Below are 18,867 nucleotides of genomic sequence, written 5' to 3' on the forward strand. Positions count from 1 at the left end.
TTAGAACGAATAGCGGACCACCAGTGAGGCGGTGCGGGCGTCCTGCAACTCTGTGGAGATGTTCCAGTCCGGGTTGGCAGCGAAGCTGCCGTCGGTTTTGGTCACTTGTGCTATTTCATTCACCGTAATAGGGGTGTCGAAGTTAAACAGGTTGTAGATGGTCCCCTTAACCGTTAAATCGCCGCCTTTGATGGTGGTGGCGTAAGTGACAGAAAAGTCCAGTTCATACAGCCAGTCGAGGCGGCCGGCGCTGCCCCTGGGGGCTGGCGTACCGTCCCAGTCATAAAATGATGCCTCGTCATACCATTGGCTGGCACACCAGTCGGCCCATAAACCTGTTTCACAGGTATCTACCCCAGTTGGGTGAATACTGAACTTGTTGCGCGGTTGGCCCGAGGTGGCGCGAGCCACTAGACCCATGCTCCAGTCGTCGCTCAGCTGATAGACACCACTGAGTTTCAGCGCATGACGGCGGTCGTTTGGCAGGTTACCGGCGGCGTGGTCCATTAAGTCGGCATAGTCATAAGAGGTGGTCCAGCCCGGATCGGCCTGGCCGTTGTCGGTACGCACCAAACCTTCGGTCATGCCCCAGCTGTGTGACCAGACGTATGACGCAAATAGCGTCAGCTCATCGGTTGGCCGGCCTTCAAGGGTAAATTCCCAGGCCAGGTAACGGCGTTTTGGATCCGGCAATTGTAAATCTGCGGCACTGAGTTCAACCCGCTCTTTATTGCCGTCTTTATCAAAGTCATACAAAAACACCACGTCTTTGCCTGGGTTGATCAGCGTATAAAAATAATGTTCGTTGGCTTTATTCTGCACATTATTTTGTTTAAGCCACTGTGCCACCACAGGACCTAAATCTGAGTCTTCAATCGACTGTTTTAAATCACGGTAAACAAAACGTACACCACCTTTTAGCCTGTCGCTCAGCTGCTGCTCGTAGCCTAAAGTCCATTCGTCAGAATACATAGGCCCGAGGTTATCGGAGGCAATACGTTCTACATCCACTTCACCACTTTGCACCTGATTGGTGGCCACCAGGCTGCCAATTTCAGGCGAACCGTCGGCTTTGAGTTTTATCGTGCCGTCGGCATTTAATGCGCCTGGCTGATAATAAAAATGCACATCTTTCTGACCGCTGGCCTGTTTGATGTTCATATTGGCGGCAATCGGCTGGAAATAACGGCCAGCTGTGGCAAAAATTTTCTGCTCACCATCGCCCACCGGATCCCAAATCAGCTGTAAGCGCGGCGCCAGCTGGTTTTCCAGTTTGGCGTAGGTTTGGCCTGTGGTGGCAGTATTTTCAAAGTTGCTGTATCTCAAGCCGGCATTGAGTGTCAGACCTTCGCTGATTTGCCAGCTGTCCTGAATATATAAAGCTCTGGAATTCACTTCGGTTTCACCCCCGGTGTCGCGCTGGCGCTGGCGTATATAAGTGCCTTGTGGCAAACCAATACGGGGGATGGCCGGATAAGTACGGTAGTCCCACCAGCCGCGGGCATTACCGACACCGTTCTGGAATTCCAGATAATCCACACTCAGCTTTTCGCTGTCGATACCGGCTTGTAAGGTGTGATCTGCAAGCTGATAAGTCACATCAAAACGCATCTGGTCGCGCTGATAATCTTCGCTGATAAGGTTGCTGGTACTCCAGTTACCGTACCTTTCGCCGTTCAGGTTGACATAGTCCCAGACGCCTGGCAGGGCATTGGTTGGTACTGTAGCCCGGCTGTCTTCGACCCGGCCAATTGTGGCAGCAACAGATAATTCGTCCGTTAAAAAGCCCTGATAACGGGCCGAATACATATTGCCGCCTGAGGTGCGGGCCGTGGTGCCTGTGTTATTGCCCACGCCGGCATCTTTGCTCCAGGCAAATTCACGGTAGGTTTCGTCGGCACTGTTATCAAGTGCAGTGAATGTCAGGCTGTGATCGTCGGTCAGATACCAGTCCAGGTTTACAAACCAGCGGTTTTCATCTTTGGTGTAGTCGGTAAATAAAGTACCGGCCGAATTGGCGTATTCGTTGTTCGATTCACGCGGGTTAAACAGCGCATAAAAAAAGGCTTTGTCTTCTAACAAAGGGCCACTGACCCAGATATTGGCTTCCTGAAATTGATTGTTTTTATCTTCGTTATTAATCGACATGGCACCATTGGGTTTGTACACCGTATTGTGCGGGCTGTGCAGGCTGGCCGGATCGTAACGCAGTTCAGCCCCGTATTGCAGATCGTTGCTGCCCGAACGTGACACCGCATTGACCACACCACCGATAAAACGGTCGTATTCTGCGGAAATGCCACCGGTTTTCACCTGGGTTTGGGCAATGGCTTCCCACGGCAGGTGAATAGAACCAATGCCGGTGCGCAGCGCGCTGATATTCATACCATTTAAAAAATAACCGTTTTCGGCGGATGAAGCGCCACCAAAGCTGGAGGCATCAAACTGCGCGCTGCGGGCCACACCTGGGGTTAACAAAGCAATATTTTCAAAACCAGTGTTGACCGGCATTAAATCTAAGGTGTCGGCGTCAATGGTGAGGCCGGCGGTTGAGTCGCTGGTATCAATCTGGCGCATCACCGCGCCTGCCACCGCAATACGTTCAATATCAGCACCGCCTTGTTTTAACACCGGCGTGTACACCAGGCTCTGACCCAGGCTGATGTTAATTTGCTCCATGGCAACAGGCGTCTGGCCCGGTTCGCTGACCAGTACCTGATAACGGCCGACCGGTAAACCGCGCAGCACATATTCACCTTTGGCATTGGTTTGCACTGAACGGGTAAAACCCTGTTCCAGATGTTTGACTGTGACAGTAGCCTGTGCCACTTGCTGGCCTGACGCTGTGCTCACCACACCTTTTAACAAACCGCTGGTGTTGTCCTGCGCCTGAGCCGGCACTGTATGCAACGCAAAAGCCAGGGCGCTTGCCAGAACAGACAAACGTAAGTTGTTGATATTGCGACTGTGTTTCACTTTTAATCCTTATTATATTGTATTAAATATATTGTATACCATTTAAGGTGATCAGCATCCTAGATTAAAAAAACACCAGTTGTAAAGGGGTTATGGCTGAACCTGACTCTGGTGTTAGATTTTTGTGGTGATTTTTCAGCGGAAGAAACGACAAAGCTTGTTGTGGTGTGTCGGGAAAAATAGTCAGTAAATATATTTAAATCATCATGTTATTTTGTTTTTACCAGCGGATGCTGATTGCAGGGCAAGGCAGGGAGAGTCTTATTGCTCCGACCAGTGGGTTATGGCTCGCAAGGCGGAGGGGGAGGGTAACAACAGCTTAGATTGGGTTCAGAGCGGCTCGGGGCTGGAGCTTATCAGCAGCGTTCTGGCAATACAGTTTGCGCAAGCTGTTTAAGAATACTGTCTGCCCATCTGTGCAGCGGATTGGAACTCGTCCTTAAGCCTTATTGTGTTATTTGCTACAAGCAGGGTATTGCTGCAAAGTTGCGGATGCCTGCTGTCGCAGCAACTGCTGAGTTGTGGCAGTTAATGCAATACTGGCGATATACGGCAATTGATCGGCCGGCGAGTTTGTGATCACCTCATATAACACCAGCGCACTTAACATGGCGCCTTGCAGATTGGCATGATTACCATCACGTTCATGCAGTTGGATGTCGGAGTGTCGTGTTATAAATTGTTGCCAGGCATAGGGGATGGGGGCTAAGCAAGCCGGATGTTGTTGCTGTACTTTTTTGAGGATGTTGTAAATTTGGGTTCCTTCATCAAAGTTACCAATTTGGGCATGCTCAGGATAAAGTACCGGGGTTGTTTGTTTGGTTTTGGCCAATTCAACCCAAGCGGCAGTCAGACCGGTTGGGTAATCGTAAAGGCCGGACGTCGAATATTTTTGTCCCTGCAAAATCAGATGAGTCCATTTACCTTTCTCAATTAAATCGCGGCTTTCAGCCTGATAATATCGTTCGTCGAGGTAACTACCGCCAGGAGCTGTCACTACTGTCACCTGGCTGGCAGATTTACCTGTTTGGATCAGTTGCGTGAGCAATTGAGAAAAGTTGTGGCTGCGCATATGGCTGTTACCAAATAACAGAACCTGATAATGCTGTTGCTGGCTATTGTCGGGCAAAGGTAAAGGCGTTGGCAAGGTTGCAGCTGGTGGTGTAACTTCAGCTGCTGCAGAGGTTGTGCTGTTGTCACTGTCACAAGCCGTAAGTGTTAGTAATACGCCGGAAAATAATCCGATGTAGCGCATGATGTTTTTTCTCATAAACAATCCTTTGTTGTAACAGCACCGGCGAAAATGACAACCTTTAAGTAACAATAACCTCAGATGTGGTTTGATGAAACCCTATTGTGAGGCAGTTTTGTCACTTCAGTCTCAAATAACACTTTGCATCATCAAGACTGCTGGTGAAAAGGTGGGGGCATTTGACAGATTTAGTTGACACTGCTTCGAAATTGACGATGCTTAAGAGATTGCATCTGAAACAGAACCAGGATTGTTGCGTTGACAGAGCCAGCAGTATCACGACCGAGGACAATCAGCACTATGGCAGGGCAGGAAAAAGCTGCCAAAACGCGTTGGTTCTGGTTTGGTTTTTATTATCTTCTGTTCGCCTTTATTACCATGTACCTGTTCCAGACCATCAGTGTCTGGCCCTCTGCAGGTGTTGCCGTTGCTGCTTTGTTATTGTTTGGCTATCGGATGGCCTGGCTGGTGTTTGTGGCGTCGATGCTGGTGGTGCTGGTGTATTTTGCCGGTTTGGAGCAGTCGCTCTGGTCCTGGCAGGTATTGTTTGTCGGTCTGGCGACAGCCACAGGCAATACTTTGGGGGCTATGGTTGCTTTATGGGTATGCCAGCAAATCGGCAGCATGGCTCAGTCTTTTGCTGATTTACAATGGGTGTTAAAACGCTTTTTACCGGCTACTGCCCTTTGTGGTCTGGTGGCTGCCGTTTTTGGTGTCGGCAGTTATTGGCTGATTAACTTACCCTGGCCGCATGGTTATCTCAGCGGTGTGGTGAACTGGAGTGTCAGCAATATGGTGGGTGCGCTGGTGGTGGCGCCACTTTTGATGTGTCAGCAGTTGCAGCCCGGTTGGCGCCGTAGTTTACGTCAGGCCAGGCTTAAACTGCTGGCGTTATTGTGTTTGTCTGTAACCGCATTTTTTCTGTTTGGCCCGGGACAAATCTGGTTGCCGCCGGCCTTTTTACAACCTGCTTTATTATTGATCCCGTTACTGTTCGTCACTTTAACCGCCAGCCCTTGTGTGGTGTTTTTATTTCAGGTGATGACTTTTTTACTGGTATGGGTGGGCACCACCGCAGGTTATGGGCCTTTTATTTCAGAGCACCCGACTGATACCGAAACCGCCATGCAATTATTTTGTGGTTTTTTGGCCGCGGTAATTTTAGTGATCCAGGCCTTGTTGGCTGAGCAGCGCAGGCTACGTAAAATCTGGGCCACAGAACTTTTAAGCAGCAAAAGGTTGTTAGAACAAAGGGTAGAAGAGCGTACCCGGCAGCTGTCCGAAGCCAACCGGCAACTGGAACTGTTGAGTGTGACTGATGCGCTGACCGGCCTTGCCAACAGAAGACGTTTTGACAGTTATCTGGCTGCGGAGTGGCAAAGAGCCAGCCGCTTGGGCCAAAAAGTAGGCTTAATGATGCTGGATGTGGACTGGTTTAAAAATTACAACGATCAATACGGCCATCTGCAGGGCGATGAATGTTTGCGCCAGATAGGGCAGTTGCTGAGGCTGGGGGCACGCCGGGCCACCGATTTAGCTGCCCGTTATGGTGGGGAAGAATTTGCACTGGTGGTGCCTCAGGCTGAAATTAGCTATCTGAAACAACAAGCCGAGCTGATGCGGGTGGCTTTTGCTTCGTTACATATTCCGCATCAGGGCTCGCCGCTTGGTCATGTCACTGTCAGCATCGGCATTGCGGTATTAACGCCTATGCCGCAACAGGATCCGGAGTTGTTAATTCAGCTGGCCGATGAGGCTTTGTACCGCGCCAAACATCAGGGCAGGAATCAGGTGGTGCTGGCCGATGAAGGGCAGCAGCGCAGCCCGGTGCAATAAAAACGCAAAAAGCTGCGCCAGCTCAGGTTCTGGCCTTGCTGCCTGTGGTAAAAATCGGCCATGATGTTGATATCACCGAATAAATTCAGAGACTTGGCATGGCAGAATTTGATGTGGTTGCAGTGCGGAATTTTTTGCTGGCGCTGGCCATAGGTGCTTTGGTTGGCATAGAACGCGAAAAACACAAAACCACTGAACATCCGGGCACCTTTGGGGGTTTACGCACTTTTATTCTGATAGCTCAGGTCGGTGCTGTCAGTGCCTGGTTATCCATTCATCTGCAAAGCCCCTGGTTGTTTATCAGTGCAGTGCTGACGTTGTCTTCAGTGGTGGTCACCGCTTATGTACTGGAAAACCGCCAGCAACCGGCCGCACTTGGCCTAACCACTGAAATCAGCGCTATTACCGTATGTTTATTGGGCGGCGCTGTGATGTTTGGTTATGCCGAACTGGCAGTGGCGCTGGCCATTTTAACCTCGGCCATTTTAACTTTTAAGCAGCCACTGCATGGTCTGGTCAGTAAACTTGATACCCCGGATTTATATGCCGGCAGCAAATTATTGTTGGCCACTTTTATTATTTTGCCCTTGTTGCCCGATCACGCCATAGATCCCTGGCTGGCGCTGAACCCCTACAAACTCTGGTTGTTGGTGATTTTAATTTCCGGTTTGTCTTTATTGGGTTATATCGCCATACGGCTATTAGGCTCTGGCCGTGGCACTGCTCTGGCTGGGCTTGCCGGCGGTTTGGTGTCCTCTACAGCTGTCAGCATGAGTATGGCCAGGCAAAGTAAAGGCGAAGTTGACAGCGATGCGGCCGATAAACTGGCAAGCGGTATTCTACTGGCCTGGCTGGTGATGTTTGTGCGGGTGATGGTGACTGTGGCGCTGGTGTACTTGCCGCTGTTGGCGCACATTTGGCTGCCTTTTAGTCTGATGGCCTTATTTACCGCTGCTTTGGCCGGTTTTTTTTACTGGCGCGGCAATGCCGGACGGCAAATTAAACAGCGCCAGGACAGCCTCAGTAACCCTTTTAGCCTGTGGGCGGCCAGTAAATTTGCGTTGTTATTTGCGCTGGTGCTGCTGACGGTGAAACTGACCGAACATTATGCCCCTGCTGAAGGTTTGTATCTGGTGGCGGCTGTTGCCGGTTTAACAGATGTGGACGCCATTACCCTGTCAATGACGGAACTTGCCAGACAAAACAACCAGTTAAGTTTATCCGCAGCCGCTTTGCTGGTGGCTGTGCTCAGTAATACCCTGGTGAAAGGCCTGTTGGTGATGACCCTTGGCAGTGTGCTGTTAAGACGCAAGTTAATGCTGGCCACCAGCCTGATTTTACTTGTGGGTATGCTGATTGTCTGGTTGGGTTAAGCCCCGTAAAAGCCGCATCAGGCCAATAAATGCTGTTGACTGACCTCAGTGCTGGCTTGAGTTGTTAACTACAGGGCTCACCATAGTTTTTGCTTAAAACCACAACTTAAATAACAAAGCCGGTAAAAAGCTCAGGCTGACGCTAAGCAAGGTGCCCAGCAGCACATATTCGGTCAGTTTGGTTTCGCTGCTCCTGGTTAAATCCCCAAAACGGAACACCGATTTGGCGGCCAGTAAAAATCCGATACCGGCATATTCTTCCAACAGCACAAAAGTCAGGATCAACACTCTTTCCAGCATACCAATATGATGGCCGGCGGCGGGTAAGGTCTGGGGGGCCTGCTGATCGGGCAGCGCACTGTGCCAGCTTTGCAGCAGCAGCTGGATAAGCACTGAACTGGGTTTAAGCACCCATAAATACGCCAGCAGCACGGCCAGATACGAAGTTTTATAAAACTGTTGCCATGCCGACTGCAGCGCAGTAAAACCATCACAATAATAACCCCAGACCAGCAGGATCATCACCAGATGCAGCAGTTGGTCCAGCAAAAAAATACCGGCGCTGTTTTTGGCATAAGACTTTGTTAAATCAATCAGATAATGACTCAACCCCAAAGCTGCAGTGGCAAGCAGTGCTGGCACCAGGTGCCAGCCCCAGCCATAACTGTGATTCCACCACAACAGCACCAGCAGATAACCACCGCTGTGTACCAGGCTATGTGCCACTAAAGCGCTGGAGCCTAAACGACGCTGCCGGTCTTTGATCCAGCTTTGGGGTTGCAGGTAAAAATCGGCCAGCAGGTGCACCGCAAATAAGGCCGCAAGCAGCAAAAATTCAGTGTTGAACATAGTCGCAGATCCAGTGGTGGCAATGTTGCAAAAAGTCGTCAAATAAAAGGTAGCTGGCCTGATTTAATAAGGCCGTGACATTGGCTCTGGAGCTATTGAGCTCGACAGCCAGGGTTTTATGCGATTTATCTTCGGCCAATAAATACAACAATAACACCTGGGCCTGACGTTTAGTCAGCTGCATCAGCCGCTCGTCGGCAAACCGAAACAATAAATCAAGCGGCTGTTTGCCCGCCGCGTCATACAGGCTCCAGCGCTGCTGCGACAGCCGGTCCAGTCCTGTGCCGGATAAAGTAAAGACCGGCCCTGTGGCGGTTTTGATATCGGCCCTTAAATTGTCGGCGGCGCCGATAGCAATACAAAGTCTGGCGTCTGTACCTTCGGCAATTAAGTTCAGTCTGAGCAATAAAGCGGCGCGCACCGCCTGGCTGGGGTCTGTGAGCAACAACTGAAAGGCGTCCCCACGGTAAATATTAAAATGCTGAGGTTCAGCGCATAACCTCAGGCTTTGATCCAGCAGATACAACAACCGGTCATAATCTGTGCTTTGATAACTGGATGATTTCACCAGATCGCCTGTGATCACCGCAAAAACTGCCATTTGTGTCTCCATGCTGCCGGATTGTGCTGCAGTCATATCTTTCGTGTAAGCATTATAGCTTACATTTTAAAATGTAAGCCATTTTGGTTTCTTTTTTATTTGTTCGCAGTTTTGCTTACCAGGTTGGGCTGGGTTGCATATCCGGCCAGGGGCTTGCTGTGGTAGCATGATGTTTTGTGTGTCTCCAAGAGTCAGCCGATGAGTATCGCCAACCGGGCCTCTGAAATTACCTTGCCACCGGTGAATCCGGGTTGTGCCAACCTGCTGGAGTTTTTATGTCTGCAGTTTCCGCGTATTCCAGCTGACATTTGGCAGCAGCGTTTTGCCGAAGGTAAAATTCACTGGTTTGGCGGTGAGGTGCTAAGCGCCGATACGCCTTTTAGTCCAAGCCGGCGTTTATGTTATTACCGCGAAGTCAGGACAGAACCCAAAATTCCTTTTTGTGAGCAGCTGGTCTATCAGGACGAGCATATTCTGGTGGCCTGTAAACCCCATTTTTTGCCGGTGACCCCAGGTGGTGACTATGTCAATGAATGTCTGCTGGAGCGGCTGAAACAACAGCATCAACTGCCGGATTTAGTGGCTGTGCACCGGCTTGACCGTGAAACCGCTGGTTTAGTGTTATTTAGTAAACAACCGGCAAGCAGAGCCGCTTATTATCAGCTGTTTGCCAGCGGGCAAATACAGAAAACTTATCAGGCTGTGGCCGCTTTGCCGCAAGGCCAGGCCGTTGGCGCTGAGCCGCAACTAAAGCCAGGGCAGGAGTGGCTGGTAGAAAACCGGCTGGAAAAATCGGAGCCAAAGTTTTTAATGCAGCAGGTAGCGGGGGAGGTGAATGCCCGCTCCCAGATCCGGCTATTGGATATTGAGCAACAGCTGGGTTTATTTCAGTTAACCCCCTTCACCGGCAAAACCCATCAGCTGCGTGTTCATATGCTGGGCCTTGGTTTGCCGCTGTTACACGACAAATATTACCCAAACTTGTTGCCAAAACAGGCGCTGGATTTTAGTGAGCCGCTGCAGCTGTTGGCCAAAAGCTTAAGTTTTACCGACCCCATCAGCGGTAAACCGCAGCAGTTTTGTTCAGAGCGACAGCTCCAAAGCTGGCCACACAGACCGGCAGAGTGCAAGAGTGACTGAGTTTGTACTTTTCAGAACCAAAAAAAACGCTGCAATTGCAGCGTTTATTTTAAAGTGCCTGTTTAAAACCCTGTTGAAGCCCCTGGCAACAAGCAGTTGATTTTCGAACGATGCACTGACTGAAAAACCTTTTGTGCTGCGGTCTATTGTTGTTTTGGTAAAGTCACCAGCAATAAGCCTACAGTGGCGCTTGTGATTTCAACTTCAGTGCCGGCTGGTAAGGTATCAGTTGGGCAATCCGGGCTTAACTTCAGCTGCCAGCTCAGGCCGCTAAATTGCACTGTGCTGCTGTGACTTTTGCCGGCGTCTGCACTCAGAGTTAACCTGCTACCTACAAAATCAGAAATGGCCGGGCTTTCTGTCAGTCTGACATGACCTTGCTGCAGTTTTCTAAGGGGCTTCCATAGCAACAAGGCCAGCAATAAAGTGCTGATGGCAAGGGCGGTGAGCATGGCGGGCCAGGAGTCAGGCAAGATGCCGAGCGACAACAAAGTAGCCGCCAAAAAGCTGGCAATACCCAATGATAACAACGCCTCTAAAATGCCGGGCACGGCAAAAGGCAATAAAATCACACATAAAATACCCAGTAAAATCAACCAGGTTGTAATAGATAACACCATGGTCGCTCCTTAACTGAGGCTGCCGGATTTTTGCATTGCCGCCACCACACTGAGCGCTTCTGCCACAGTATGGCCGGCGGCAGATTTATCGTTGTCCATCAACACCACAGTCGAGGCTTTGGCAATGGCCTTTTTTGCTGCAATGGCTTCAGTGGCTAAATCCAGTTGCACCGCTGCCTGACCTTCAGTGGTGGCGGCCGCTTCACCAATCATGGTCAGCGCCTTGGCACGGGCTGCAGCCACCAGTTCAATCGACAATGCTTCACCCTCGGCTTTAAGTACCTGCTCTGCTTTGTCGGCTTCGGCGGCCAGTACAGTGGCCTGTTTTTCACCTTCAGCCAGGTTGATGGCAGCCTGACGTTTACCTTCAGAATCCAGAATAGCGGCCCGTTTTTCCCGCTCGGCGCGCATTTGTTTTTCCATCGCATCCAGCACTGAAGCCGGCGGGCTGATGTCTTTGACTTCATAACGCATCACCTGCACACCCCAGGCGGCAGAGGCCTGGTTAATGGCTTCAATAATTTTGGCGTTTAAGTTGTCGCGTTCTTCAAAAGTTTTATCCAGATCCAGTTTACCCAGTTCAGAACGCATGGAAGTTTGTGCCAGCTGGATCACCGCATATTCATAATTATCAATGCCATAAGATGCTTTATAAGGCTCCATCACTTTGATATAAAGCACACCATCTATGGTCAGACTGATGTTGTCTTTGGTGATAGCGGCCTGGCTTGGAATATCAATGGCGCTTTCTTTGAGTGACACCCGGTACGCAATACGGTCAATAAAAGGGATGATAAACTGCATCCCAGCGGTCATGGTGTCATGATATTTGCCTAAACGTTCGACAATAAAGGCCATATTTTGTGGCACAATCAGCACAGCTTTGCTGATCACAATCAACACAGCAATCACAGATAAAACAGGAACAAATAACTCCGGCATACAAACTCCTTTTTGGGCAAGACGGCAAAAACAGCAGTCAATGTGCCACCGGGTTGAATATTTGTAAATAAAAAAGGACCGGCAAAGCCGGAGCCAAAAGCAGAGTGCTCATTTGCGCTGTTTTTAGGCAAGGCTTTGGTTTTACAGAGGTTTCAGGTGCAGATATTTTCCGCTTTTTCCCCTTTGGGTTTGCTGCAATGGCTCGGCAGTCTGGTGTTAATTGGATTATTACTCTGGTCGGGGCTGGCCCCTTATGACCGGATCACCTGGCTGCTGGAAGTGTTGCCGGTGTTGATAGTGCTGCCGTTATTGTGGTGGAGCAAACACCGTTACCCGCTAACCAGCTTGTTGTATTTTTTGATTTTTTGGCACTGTGTTGTGTTGATTGTTGGTGGCGCTTATACCTATGCCCGGGTGCCTCTGGGTTTTATGTTGCAACAATGGCTGGAGCTTGACCGTAACCCTTATGACAAAATTGGTCACTTTTTTCAGGGGCTGGTGCCTGCCATAGCGGCACGGGAAATTTTATGGCGGGGTGCTTATGTCAGTTCGGTCAGAATGCTGAATTTTCTGATCCTTTGTGTAGTGCTTGCCATCAGCGCCAGTTATGAGCTGATAGAGTGGGGCGCCGCTTTGGCTTTGGGTCAGGGCGCTGATGAGTTTTTAGGCACTCAGGGTGATATGTGGGATACCCAGTCTGATATGTTTATGGCCTTGCTTGGTGCCTTGTCGGCTTTATTGCTGCTTGGCAAACTGCATCAGCGGCAACTGACAGTTCTCAGGTCAGGAGCATCCGTAACTTAATGAAATCATTTATAAACATTGGCAGAGACTGGTATAGCCGCCATCTTCGCATCGATAAAACTTCATTGCTGTTGTTGTGTCTGGCGGCCGCCTTGTTGTGTATCAGCGAAAGCCTGTTATTAGTTCGGCAATTTGATTTATTTACCGCACCTGGTTTTTTGCGCCCTCTGACTTTTGACGAACCTGTTGAACGTCTGTTGTTTGTACTGTTATCCGCAGCGGCCGACTTTGTCCTGATTTTATTCGCTTTTAGCCTGTATTTGCTGTTGCTGCGTGGTAAAGCCAGTTTGCGCAGTCATCTGATGTTTATGTTATTGCTGCTGACAGTGCTGCTGTGTGCCGTGCTGCTGCGCACTGAATTGGTGTCTTATTTTGGCGGTAATATGGATTGGCAGGTGCTGCAGAATCTGGGCGGCGGCAGTGGCTGGCAGGCGATCCGGATGGTGGCGGCGGAGCTTGGTATCCATCTGTTATTGCTGCTGGCGCCGCTGTTATTGCTGGTGTTGTTATTTTATCTGGTGTACCGCCGGCTGGAGCGCCACCGTCTGACCTTATTACCTCACAGGCGCGGCTGGTGGCTGTTAACCTGCTGCTGTTTATTGCTGATGCCGCTGCAATTGCAATGGGTGGGGGCCAGGCAGCAATACCATGATGCTTTGGATAAAAAAGTTTCGCAGCAGTTATTTGCTGCTATAGCCACAGCCCTGACCGACGCCGATGGCGACGGTTATGGCTGGTTTTTACCCAAGGCAGACCAACATCCTTTTGATGCCAAAAGATTCCCGGGTGCCATGGATATACCGGCCAATGGCATTGATGAAGATGACTTATTTGGTGATTTGCCGGCTTTGCCAAAAGCGCAGGACAGACTGCCGGCGCTGGTACAACAAGCCATTCGTGAACAGCGCCGGCCACAACATCTGGTGCTGGTAGTGCTGGAAAGTGTCAGGGCGGATCAGCTGTTTGCAACTTTAGACGGCAAGGCGGTGATGCCAGAGTTGTCGGCTATTGCCAAACAAGGCAGTTTTAGCCAGCAGGTCTACAGCCATACCGGTTTTACGACCAGTTCATTAAAAGCTTTGTTTAACCGCAGTTTAAGCAGCAGGCCAGTGGAAATGAGCCTGGTGCAGGCGCTGGCTAAACTGGGTTATCAGCAAAACTTTATTTCCGGTCAGGCCGAAGATTTTGGCGATGTGGCCACCACAGTCGGTATGAAGGCGCCGGGGCATTATTATTTTGATGCCAAAACCGCGATACAAGACCGGGTGTATCCCTCAACCACGCTGGGCTCGCTGCGCCTGAGTGAGGACAGAGTGGTGCGGCAGGTTGCGCAGAGATTCAGCGAGCTTGACTGGCAACAACCGCAGTTTGTGTACATTAATCTGCAGGCTGCCCATTACCCTTATGTACACGGCCAGACCAAAAAGCTACTCAGTGAAGTGCTGATCAGCCGCAGTCAAATCAACGAGCGTAATAAAAAATTGCTGGAACAAAGTTACGCCAATGCCGTGGCTAATGCCGATCTGGCGCTTGGCCAGATAAAACAATTGTTGGCCCGGCAGCAGGTGATGGAGAACACCTTATTGGTGGTCACGGCTGATCATGGTGAGTCGCTGTTTGATGATGGTTTTTTAGGCCATGGCCATCAGCTGAACGACGCCCAGACCCGCATTTTTTATGTCAGCAATCAGCAACAACAATTGCCGGCGGTCTTTGGCCATGTGCAGATGGCTGAGCTGATATTGCGCCAGGCGCTGTTGCTGGGGCCAACAGCGGCAGAGCCGGCCGCAACTGTGCCTGAGGTATTGCAGGTGGTCGGGCTTATCCGGGCGCCGCTGCAAATTGCTGCGATAAACAGTGACAACAACAGATTGCTGTATGATTTTCGGGATCAATTTTTCAGTGCCCAAAGTGAGCGTGGCAAAAAGCGCCTGATGTTGTACCACAAACAACAGCAGCAACTGACAGCACCACAGCAGCAAGCAGCAGAACAATTAATACGGCATTGGGGCTGGCTGAGGTATCAGCAATCGGACTTACATCACGGGCTCAGTCAGGGGTGAAACAGCAGCAGGCACAAGTTACAGCTGATTTGCTTTTGGCTACACAACACGGCAGCTGAAGCTGCCGTTGATAGACAAGGCTGTATGACAAGTTAAGGTCGGTTTAGTGGTGCAAATGCTTGTTGTGCCTGATAAAACTGTACCTGCAACCGGCCAAGTTCGGTGTGGTAGTCTTCCAGTTCATCTCTGAGCCTGTCGGTGCGGTATAACAAAGAAGCACGGCGGCTTGGGTCATTTTCCATCGCAATTTGTTGATTGCTGCGGTAGATCTCATCTTTGTGCTGTTCTATCCGTATTTGAATGTTGTTGATGGCAGCGCCTAATTCGTCCACCTTCGATTTGGCCTGGTACCAGCGGCGTCCTTGCTGATAACCACGGCGAAAATCAGCTTCAAGTTTGCCACTGCAGGCGGTGTTGTATTCAGCACCACTGCGGCCATGGGCTTCACCGTGCGGGAAATCACAATAAAACACTAAGCCCTGGTTATGACCTTGCTGATAAGCCTTAAAGTCGGGGGTTACTCCATGCTCTGCACAGTCTTTTTGATAATCACGAAACTTGCTGGCCAAAGTGCCGGCTTTACCATCGTTAACGCCCAAGCTGTACCAGTCGCCACGCAAACATTCATCTTTGCTGATACTGCTGCAGGAGGCTAATAACAGCAGCAGACTAGAGGCGGCAACGAGCCGGCATAAGGTCTGGGTAAGGCTCATCTGATGTTCCGTCATTTTTGAAAAAGTGCTCTATGCTAATGTTTGCCGCTTTGGCTGCCAAGCAAATTTCCCTGAAAAAACCGTGCTTAAGCAACAAGGGCTCTGCCTCATGTGGTCTTTGACTGTTGTTGTTGTGAAGGTTGTTGCTGTTGCAGCGAGCGTGAAGCAGGGGCTTTGTGCAAGAAGCCGGGGCCAAGTAGTTAAGCCTTGTGGTCACGGATATCAGGAGTGCTTTGAATGAAACGAATTTTTGTGCTTTTGTTGTTGCTGCTAAGCCCTGCCGTTATTGCCAACTGGTATCCGGTGCCTGTGATAGCCGATGGTAAAAAACAACAATACAGTCCTTTGCCCAAGGCGCAGCGGCAATGGCGGTTATGTGCTTTGTTGCCCCATGGTAAAGATCACTATTGGTGGGGCGTGGCCTGGGGCCTGTCGGAGGAAGCGGCCAGACAAGGCGTAATGCTGGGCATTTACGAAGCCGGTGGTTACGAGAATGCCACAAAACAAGCTGAACAGCTGGCCTTATGCGCGCAGAAACAAGCGGACGCTTATATTATTGCGGCTATTTCGGCCAATGGGCTTGATGCCCAGATCCGTGAACTCAGTGCAAAAGGAATTCCGGTGATAGACCTGATTAACGGCATTGACAGTGCAGGGGTCAGCAGTCATTCATCGTTATCTTTTGCCGGTATGTCGGCGGCGGCCGCCCGTTATATTCTCAAGCAGCAGGGTAATAAGCCATTAAAACTTGCCTGGTTTCCGGGGCCTGAAGGTGCAGCCTGGGTGCGGGATGCTGAAGCGGGTTTAACAAAAACGCTGCGGGGTAGCCAAACTCAGGTGCTGCACGCCGGTTATGGTCCAACCGATGCTTTTAGTCAGGCCGGCCTTGCCCGCGATTTTTTTGCCAAAAACCCGGACATTGATGTGGTGCTGGCCAATGCCGTTGCCGCAAAAGTGGTGTCGCAATTATTACAAAAGCAAATATTACAAAATGAGCAGGCCGGCAAATCGCCGGACGACGCCAAACCTTCGCCAAAAATTATTGCGTATTATGCCAATCCGGCAGTAATAGAACTGCTACAACAAGGCCAGATAGCTGCAGCTGTTACTGACTCGCCGGTGCTCCAGGCGCGGATTGCAGTGGATCTGGCGGTGCGGCTGTTACAAAAAGAGCGGGTGCCAGCTTATGTGGCGCCACAAATTGAAGTACTGCAAGCCGATAATCTGGCTTCCTACCCGATAAACAGGTTGTTACCGCCGGACGAGCAGTGGATCATCCGTCGTGAGCTGCTTGATTTGCCGGAAAAACCACGTTAGCAACCCCTTCGCAGGCGCTGCCGCTTGTAGCTGATTTTGCTGCCGTTTACGCAGGCACAGCTTCGCTGGCTGTGGTGGGGCAATTCCACTATGCTGAAGCTATCTGTATGAGATAAAGGTATTTTTGTGATGTTCAGTTTGCCGCGCCAATGTATTTTTGTGTTGTTATTGACAGTCTGGTTTGGGCTGGCAACTAAGGCGTTTGGCGCAGAAACAGTGATCCGAACCCTGGGTCAGCAATCCATTCAGGAAGCCAGCCATGCTTATTATCAGGATTTATTGCAGCTGGTGCTGAAACAAACCGAAGCCGAGTTTGGCCCTGCCCGGGTGCAGGAGCTGATGCCTCCCCGTCATGGCAATATGTTTTACATGCTGCACAAGGGGAATTTTATTGATTTACATCGTTTTGGCACCGATTTGCAGCTGGAAAAAGACTTGTTGCCAATCCGGGTGCCGCTGCTTGGTGGGGGGTTAGGTTGGCGCGGTTTTATGATCCGAAAAACCGATTTAGCCGGTTTTAAACAGCTGACGAGCTTTTCAGAGCTGCAGCAGTTAACCGCCTGTCAGGGCCTGACCTGGCCTGATTCGACCATTATGGAGCAGGCTGGCCTTAAGGTGCTGCGGGTGGATGGTTATGATCAGATGTTGTCTTTACTCAGTAAAAAACGTTGTGATTATTTCCCACGCAGTGTGTTTGAAGGCCCCTCTGAAGTGGCACATTTTGCCAAAGAATATCCGGATCTGATGTTCAGCACTGATGTGTTGCTGAAGTACCCCTACGCCATGTACTTTTTTGTCAAACAAAACAATGAACAACTGGCCAAAAGGCTGCAAAAAGGCTTAACGGCGCTGGCGGTGTCTGGCCAGCTGCAGGCCTTTATGCAACAACATCCGGTGAGCCGGCATGTGTTTCCGCTTAGTCAGTTTAGTCAGTCGCTGGTGTTTGAGCTGCCAAATCCGGTGTTACCGCCGGCCACGCCCACCAGCATTACCGAATTTTGGTTGCAGTTGCCGCCTTCCACCCGGGTGGAAAAAATTAAAATAAGGGAAGCAATAAAGCCCGCACAGCAGTTTTAAGCCTGGCTCTGATATAATCCGGCGATATTTTTTTGCACCGGAACCAGCATGACCTTTATTGATCCTATGACCAAGTCTACAGACCCAGCGCTGACTGAATTTATCGACCTGTTCCGCCAGGCTTTTACCGCCGGTGCTTTGGTGCGGTTGTTATTGTCAAAATATCAGGGGCAGGATGCAGAGTTGCAGCGGGTGCACATCAGGCCGGTGCAACTAAAAAACGAGTTGTTGCTGTCGTTCTTATCGGAAAACCGCACCTTTGACAGCACAAAAAATTATACATTGGCGGATGCTTGTGCTCTGCTGACCGAGTGGATTGGCCGCGATTTTTATAATGTGTTATTGGAAACTCAAAGCCAGGAAGTGCAGCTTGGCATCAGTAAAAAAGGCAAGGTGCTTTTGAATAAACGCAAAATTGCCCAACCCAAAGCACCGGCCGTTTTGGCGCATAACAAAGAAAAACACCGTTTTGTGGAACAAAGCCGGCCTTATTTGCAGGCGCTGGGCATTACCGACGCCCAGGGTCAGCTGATTCCGTCCATGTCAAAAAAATGGAAGCAAATTAATAAGTTTATTGAGGTGCTTTCCAAAGCCATCAGCCAAACCGGCCTGGCACAGCAACAGTTGTTGCATGTAGCAGACTTTGGCTCAGGCAAAGCTTATTTAACTTTTGCGGTTTTTGATTATCTGACCAGCACCCTTGGCCTGAAAGCGCAGGTAACAGGGGTGGAGCTGCGCCAGCCTTTGGTAGATTTATGCAATAACACAGCACAGGCGCTGGCACTTGATGGCCTGCAGTTTGAGCAGGGCGATGTGAAACATTTTAAAGCCCGCGGTATTAACGTGATGATAGCGCTGCATGCCTGCGACACCGCCACCGATTATGCCATTCATATGGGCATTCGCACCGGCGCTGAAATTATTATGTGTTCACCTTGTTGCCACAAAGAACTGCGGCCTCAGCTATTAAGCCCGCCGGTGTTATCGCCATTATTGGTGCATGGTATTCATGCCGGCCAGCAGGCGGAGATGTTAACCGACGGCTTGCGGGCATTATTGCTTGAAGCCCATGGCTACGACACTCAGGTGTTTGAATTTATCAGCCTGGAGCACACCAGTAAAAATAAAATGATCCTGGCGCAAAAACGGAAAAAACCAAAAGACAACCAGGCGGTTCTTACACAAATTGCCGAGCTGAAAGCTTTTTATGGTATCAAACAGCATTGTCTGGAAACCTTATTGGCTGCGGCTGAACCGACCAGCTAAGGCGTTAAAATCAGCGACAATCGGCAACTTTTTCGAAA

15 protein-coding genes are annotated in these 18,867 nt (G+C 50.2%); 8 read left to right on the forward strand and 7 right to left on the reverse strand.

Annotation, left to right across the window (positions count from 1 at the left end):
- Both V7P87_RS08170 and V7P87_RS08175 read right to left on the reverse strand, forming a co-directional pair.
- Positions 1–2,976 carry a TonB-dependent receptor gene (locus tag V7P87_RS08170; protein WP_333796997.1) on the reverse strand — a complete coding sequence of 992 codons (2,976 nt, stop codon included), beginning with the start codon at positions 2,974–2,976 and terminating at the stop codon, positions 1–3.
- A gap of 454 nt (positions 2,977–3,430) precedes the next feature.
- Positions 3,431–4,246: a hypothetical protein gene (locus tag V7P87_RS08175; protein WP_333796998.1), complete on the reverse strand. Its 816-nt coding sequence runs from the start codon at positions 4,244–4,246 to the stop codon at positions 3,431–3,433.
- Between the two features lie 282 nt (positions 4,247–4,528).
- Here V7P87_RS08175 and V7P87_RS08180 point away from each other — a divergent pair, with 282 nt between their 5' ends.
- Positions 4,529–6,064 (forward strand): sensor domain-containing diguanylate cyclase, encoded by a 1,536-nt coding sequence (locus V7P87_RS08180; protein WP_333796999.1) that lies wholly within the window; start codon positions 4,529–4,531, stop codon positions 6,062–6,064.
- 98 nt (positions 6,065–6,162) lie between these two features.
- Positions 6,163–7,437, forward strand: coding sequence for an MgtC/SapB family protein (locus V7P87_RS08185; protein ID WP_333797000.1), 1,275 nt, complete (start codon positions 6,163–6,165; stop codon positions 7,435–7,437).
- Between the two features lie 93 nt (positions 7,438–7,530).
- Here V7P87_RS08185 and V7P87_RS08190 read toward each other — a convergent pair whose 3' ends face one another.
- Positions 7,531–8,286: a DUF3307 domain-containing protein gene (locus V7P87_RS08190; RefSeq protein ID WP_333797001.1), complete on the reverse strand. Its 756-nt coding sequence runs from the start codon at positions 8,284–8,286 to the stop codon at positions 7,531–7,533.
- Positions 8,273–8,887, reverse strand: a complete 615-nt coding sequence (locus tag V7P87_RS08195; RefSeq protein ID WP_333797002.1) for a hypothetical protein — start codon at positions 8,885–8,887, stop codon at positions 8,273–8,275. Before V7P87_RS08195 ends, V7P87_RS08190 begins: the two co-directional genes overlap by 14 nt.
- A gap of 198 nt (positions 8,888–9,085) precedes the next feature.
- Here V7P87_RS08195 and V7P87_RS08200 point away from each other — a divergent pair, with 198 nt between their 5' ends.
- Entirely contained in the window at positions 9,086–10,027 is a 942-nt protein-coding gene (locus tag V7P87_RS08200; protein ID WP_333797003.1) for a pseudouridine synthase, read from the forward strand.
- 143 nt (positions 10,028–10,170) lie between these two features.
- Here the strand turns inward: V7P87_RS08200 and V7P87_RS08205 are convergent, their stop codons facing one another.
- On the reverse strand, positions 10,171–10,647 hold the full coding sequence (locus V7P87_RS08205) for an NfeD family protein (protein WP_333797004.1): 477 nt from the start codon (positions 10,645–10,647) through the stop codon (positions 10,171–10,173).
- Between the two features lie 9 nt (positions 10,648–10,656).
- On the reverse strand, positions 10,657–11,589 hold the full coding sequence (locus V7P87_RS08210) for an SPFH domain-containing protein (RefSeq protein ID WP_333797005.1): 933 nt from the start codon (positions 11,587–11,589) through the stop codon (positions 10,657–10,659).
- A gap of 156 nt (positions 11,590–11,745) precedes the next feature.
- Between V7P87_RS08210 and V7P87_RS08215 the strand changes: the two genes are divergently transcribed.
- Both V7P87_RS08215 and V7P87_RS08220 read left to right on the forward strand, forming a co-directional pair.
- Positions 11,746–12,393 (forward strand): DUF2238 domain-containing protein, encoded by a 648-nt coding sequence (locus V7P87_RS08215; protein ID WP_333797006.1) that lies wholly within the window; start codon positions 11,746–11,748, stop codon positions 12,391–12,393.
- A complete protein-coding gene (locus tag V7P87_RS08220) occupies positions 12,393–14,456 on the forward strand; it encodes a sulfatase-like hydrolase/transferase (RefSeq protein ID WP_333797007.1) in 2,064 nt (687 codons plus the stop codon). Before V7P87_RS08215 ends, V7P87_RS08220 begins: the two co-directional genes overlap by 1 nt.
- A gap of 92 nt (positions 14,457–14,548) precedes the next feature.
- On the opposite strand, the gene V7P87_RS08225 is transcribed toward V7P87_RS08220, so the two are convergent.
- The gene (locus V7P87_RS08225) at positions 14,549–15,169 is read right to left on the reverse strand and encodes a DUF2799 domain-containing protein (RefSeq protein ID WP_333797008.1); all 621 of its coding nucleotides are present in this window, start codon (positions 15,167–15,169) and stop codon (positions 14,549–14,551) included.
- Positions 15,170–15,406: 237 nt separating this feature from the next.
- On the opposite strand from V7P87_RS08225, the gene torT reads away from it, so the two are divergent.
- The 3 genes from torT to V7P87_RS08240 all read left to right on the forward strand — a co-directional run bounded on the left by torT (position 15,407) and on the right by V7P87_RS08240 (position 18,829).
- The gene (torT, locus tag V7P87_RS08230) at positions 15,407–16,486 is read left to right on the forward strand and encodes a TMAO reductase system periplasmic protein TorT (RefSeq protein WP_333797009.1); all 1,080 of its coding nucleotides are present in this window, start codon (positions 15,407–15,409) and stop codon (positions 16,484–16,486) included.
- Positions 16,487–16,615: 129 nt separating this feature from the next.
- Positions 16,616–17,563 carry a hypothetical protein gene (locus V7P87_RS08235; RefSeq protein ID WP_333797010.1) on the forward strand — a complete coding sequence of 316 codons (948 nt, stop codon included), beginning with the start codon at positions 16,616–16,618 and terminating at the stop codon, positions 17,561–17,563.
- Between the two features lie 48 nt (positions 17,564–17,611).
- The gene (locus V7P87_RS08240; RefSeq protein ID WP_333797011.1) at positions 17,612–18,829 is read left to right on the forward strand and encodes a class I SAM-dependent methyltransferase; all 1,218 of its coding nucleotides are present in this window, start codon (positions 17,612–17,614) and stop codon (positions 18,827–18,829) included.
- Positions 18,830–18,867: the final 38 nt, after the last annotated feature.

The organism is Rheinheimera sp. (assembly GCF_036782235.1).
GTDB lineage: Bacteria > Pseudomonadota > Gammaproteobacteria > Enterobacterales > Alteromonadaceae > Pararheinheimera.

Bases quoted from the DNA above. Each gene is read 5' to 3' on its own strand.
- V7P87_RS08205 (WP_333797004.1), bottom strand. From the start codon at position 10,647: ATGGTGTTATCTATTACAACCTGGTTGATTTTACTGGGTATTTTATGT.
- V7P87_RS08190 (WP_333797001.1), bottom strand. From the start codon at position 8,286: ATGTTCAACACTGAATTTTTGCTGCTTGCGGCCTTATTTGCGGTGCAC.
- V7P87_RS08210 (WP_333797005.1), bottom strand. From the start codon at position 11,589: ATGCCGGAGTTATTTGTTCCTGTTTTATCTGTGATTGCTGTGTTGATT.
- V7P87_RS08185 (WP_333797000.1), top strand. From the start codon at position 6,163: ATGGCAGAATTTGATGTGGTTGCAGTGCGGAATTTTTTGCTGGCGCTG.
- V7P87_RS08195 (WP_333797002.1), bottom strand. From the start codon at position 8,887: ATGGCAGTTTTTGCGGTGATCACAGGCGATCTGGTGAAATCATCCAGT.
- V7P87_RS08235 (WP_333797010.1), top strand. From the start codon at position 16,616: ATGTTCAGTTTGCCGCGCCAATGTATTTTTGTGTTGTTATTGACAGTC.
- V7P87_RS08200 (WP_333797003.1), top strand. From the start codon at position 9,086: ATGAGTATCGCCAACCGGGCCTCTGAAATTACCTTGCCACCGGTGAAT.
- V7P87_RS08175 (WP_333796998.1), bottom strand. From the start codon at position 4,246: ATGAGAAAAAACATCATGCGCTACATCGGATTATTTTCCGGCGTATTA.
- V7P87_RS08225 (WP_333797008.1), bottom strand. From the start codon at position 15,169: ATGAGCCTTACCCAGACCTTATGCCGGCTCGTTGCCGCCTCTAGTCTG.
- torT (WP_333797009.1), top strand. From the start codon at position 15,407: ATGAAACGAATTTTTGTGCTTTTGTTGTTGCTGCTAAGCCCTGCCGTT.
- V7P87_RS08180 (WP_333796999.1), top strand. From the start codon at position 4,529: ATGGCAGGGCAGGAAAAAGCTGCCAAAACGCGTTGGTTCTGGTTTGGT.
- V7P87_RS08240 (WP_333797011.1), top strand. From the start codon at position 17,612: ATGACCTTTATTGATCCTATGACCAAGTCTACAGACCCAGCGCTGACT.
- V7P87_RS08220 (WP_333797007.1), top strand. From the start codon at position 12,393: ATGAAATCATTTATAAACATTGGCAGAGACTGGTATAGCCGCCATCTT.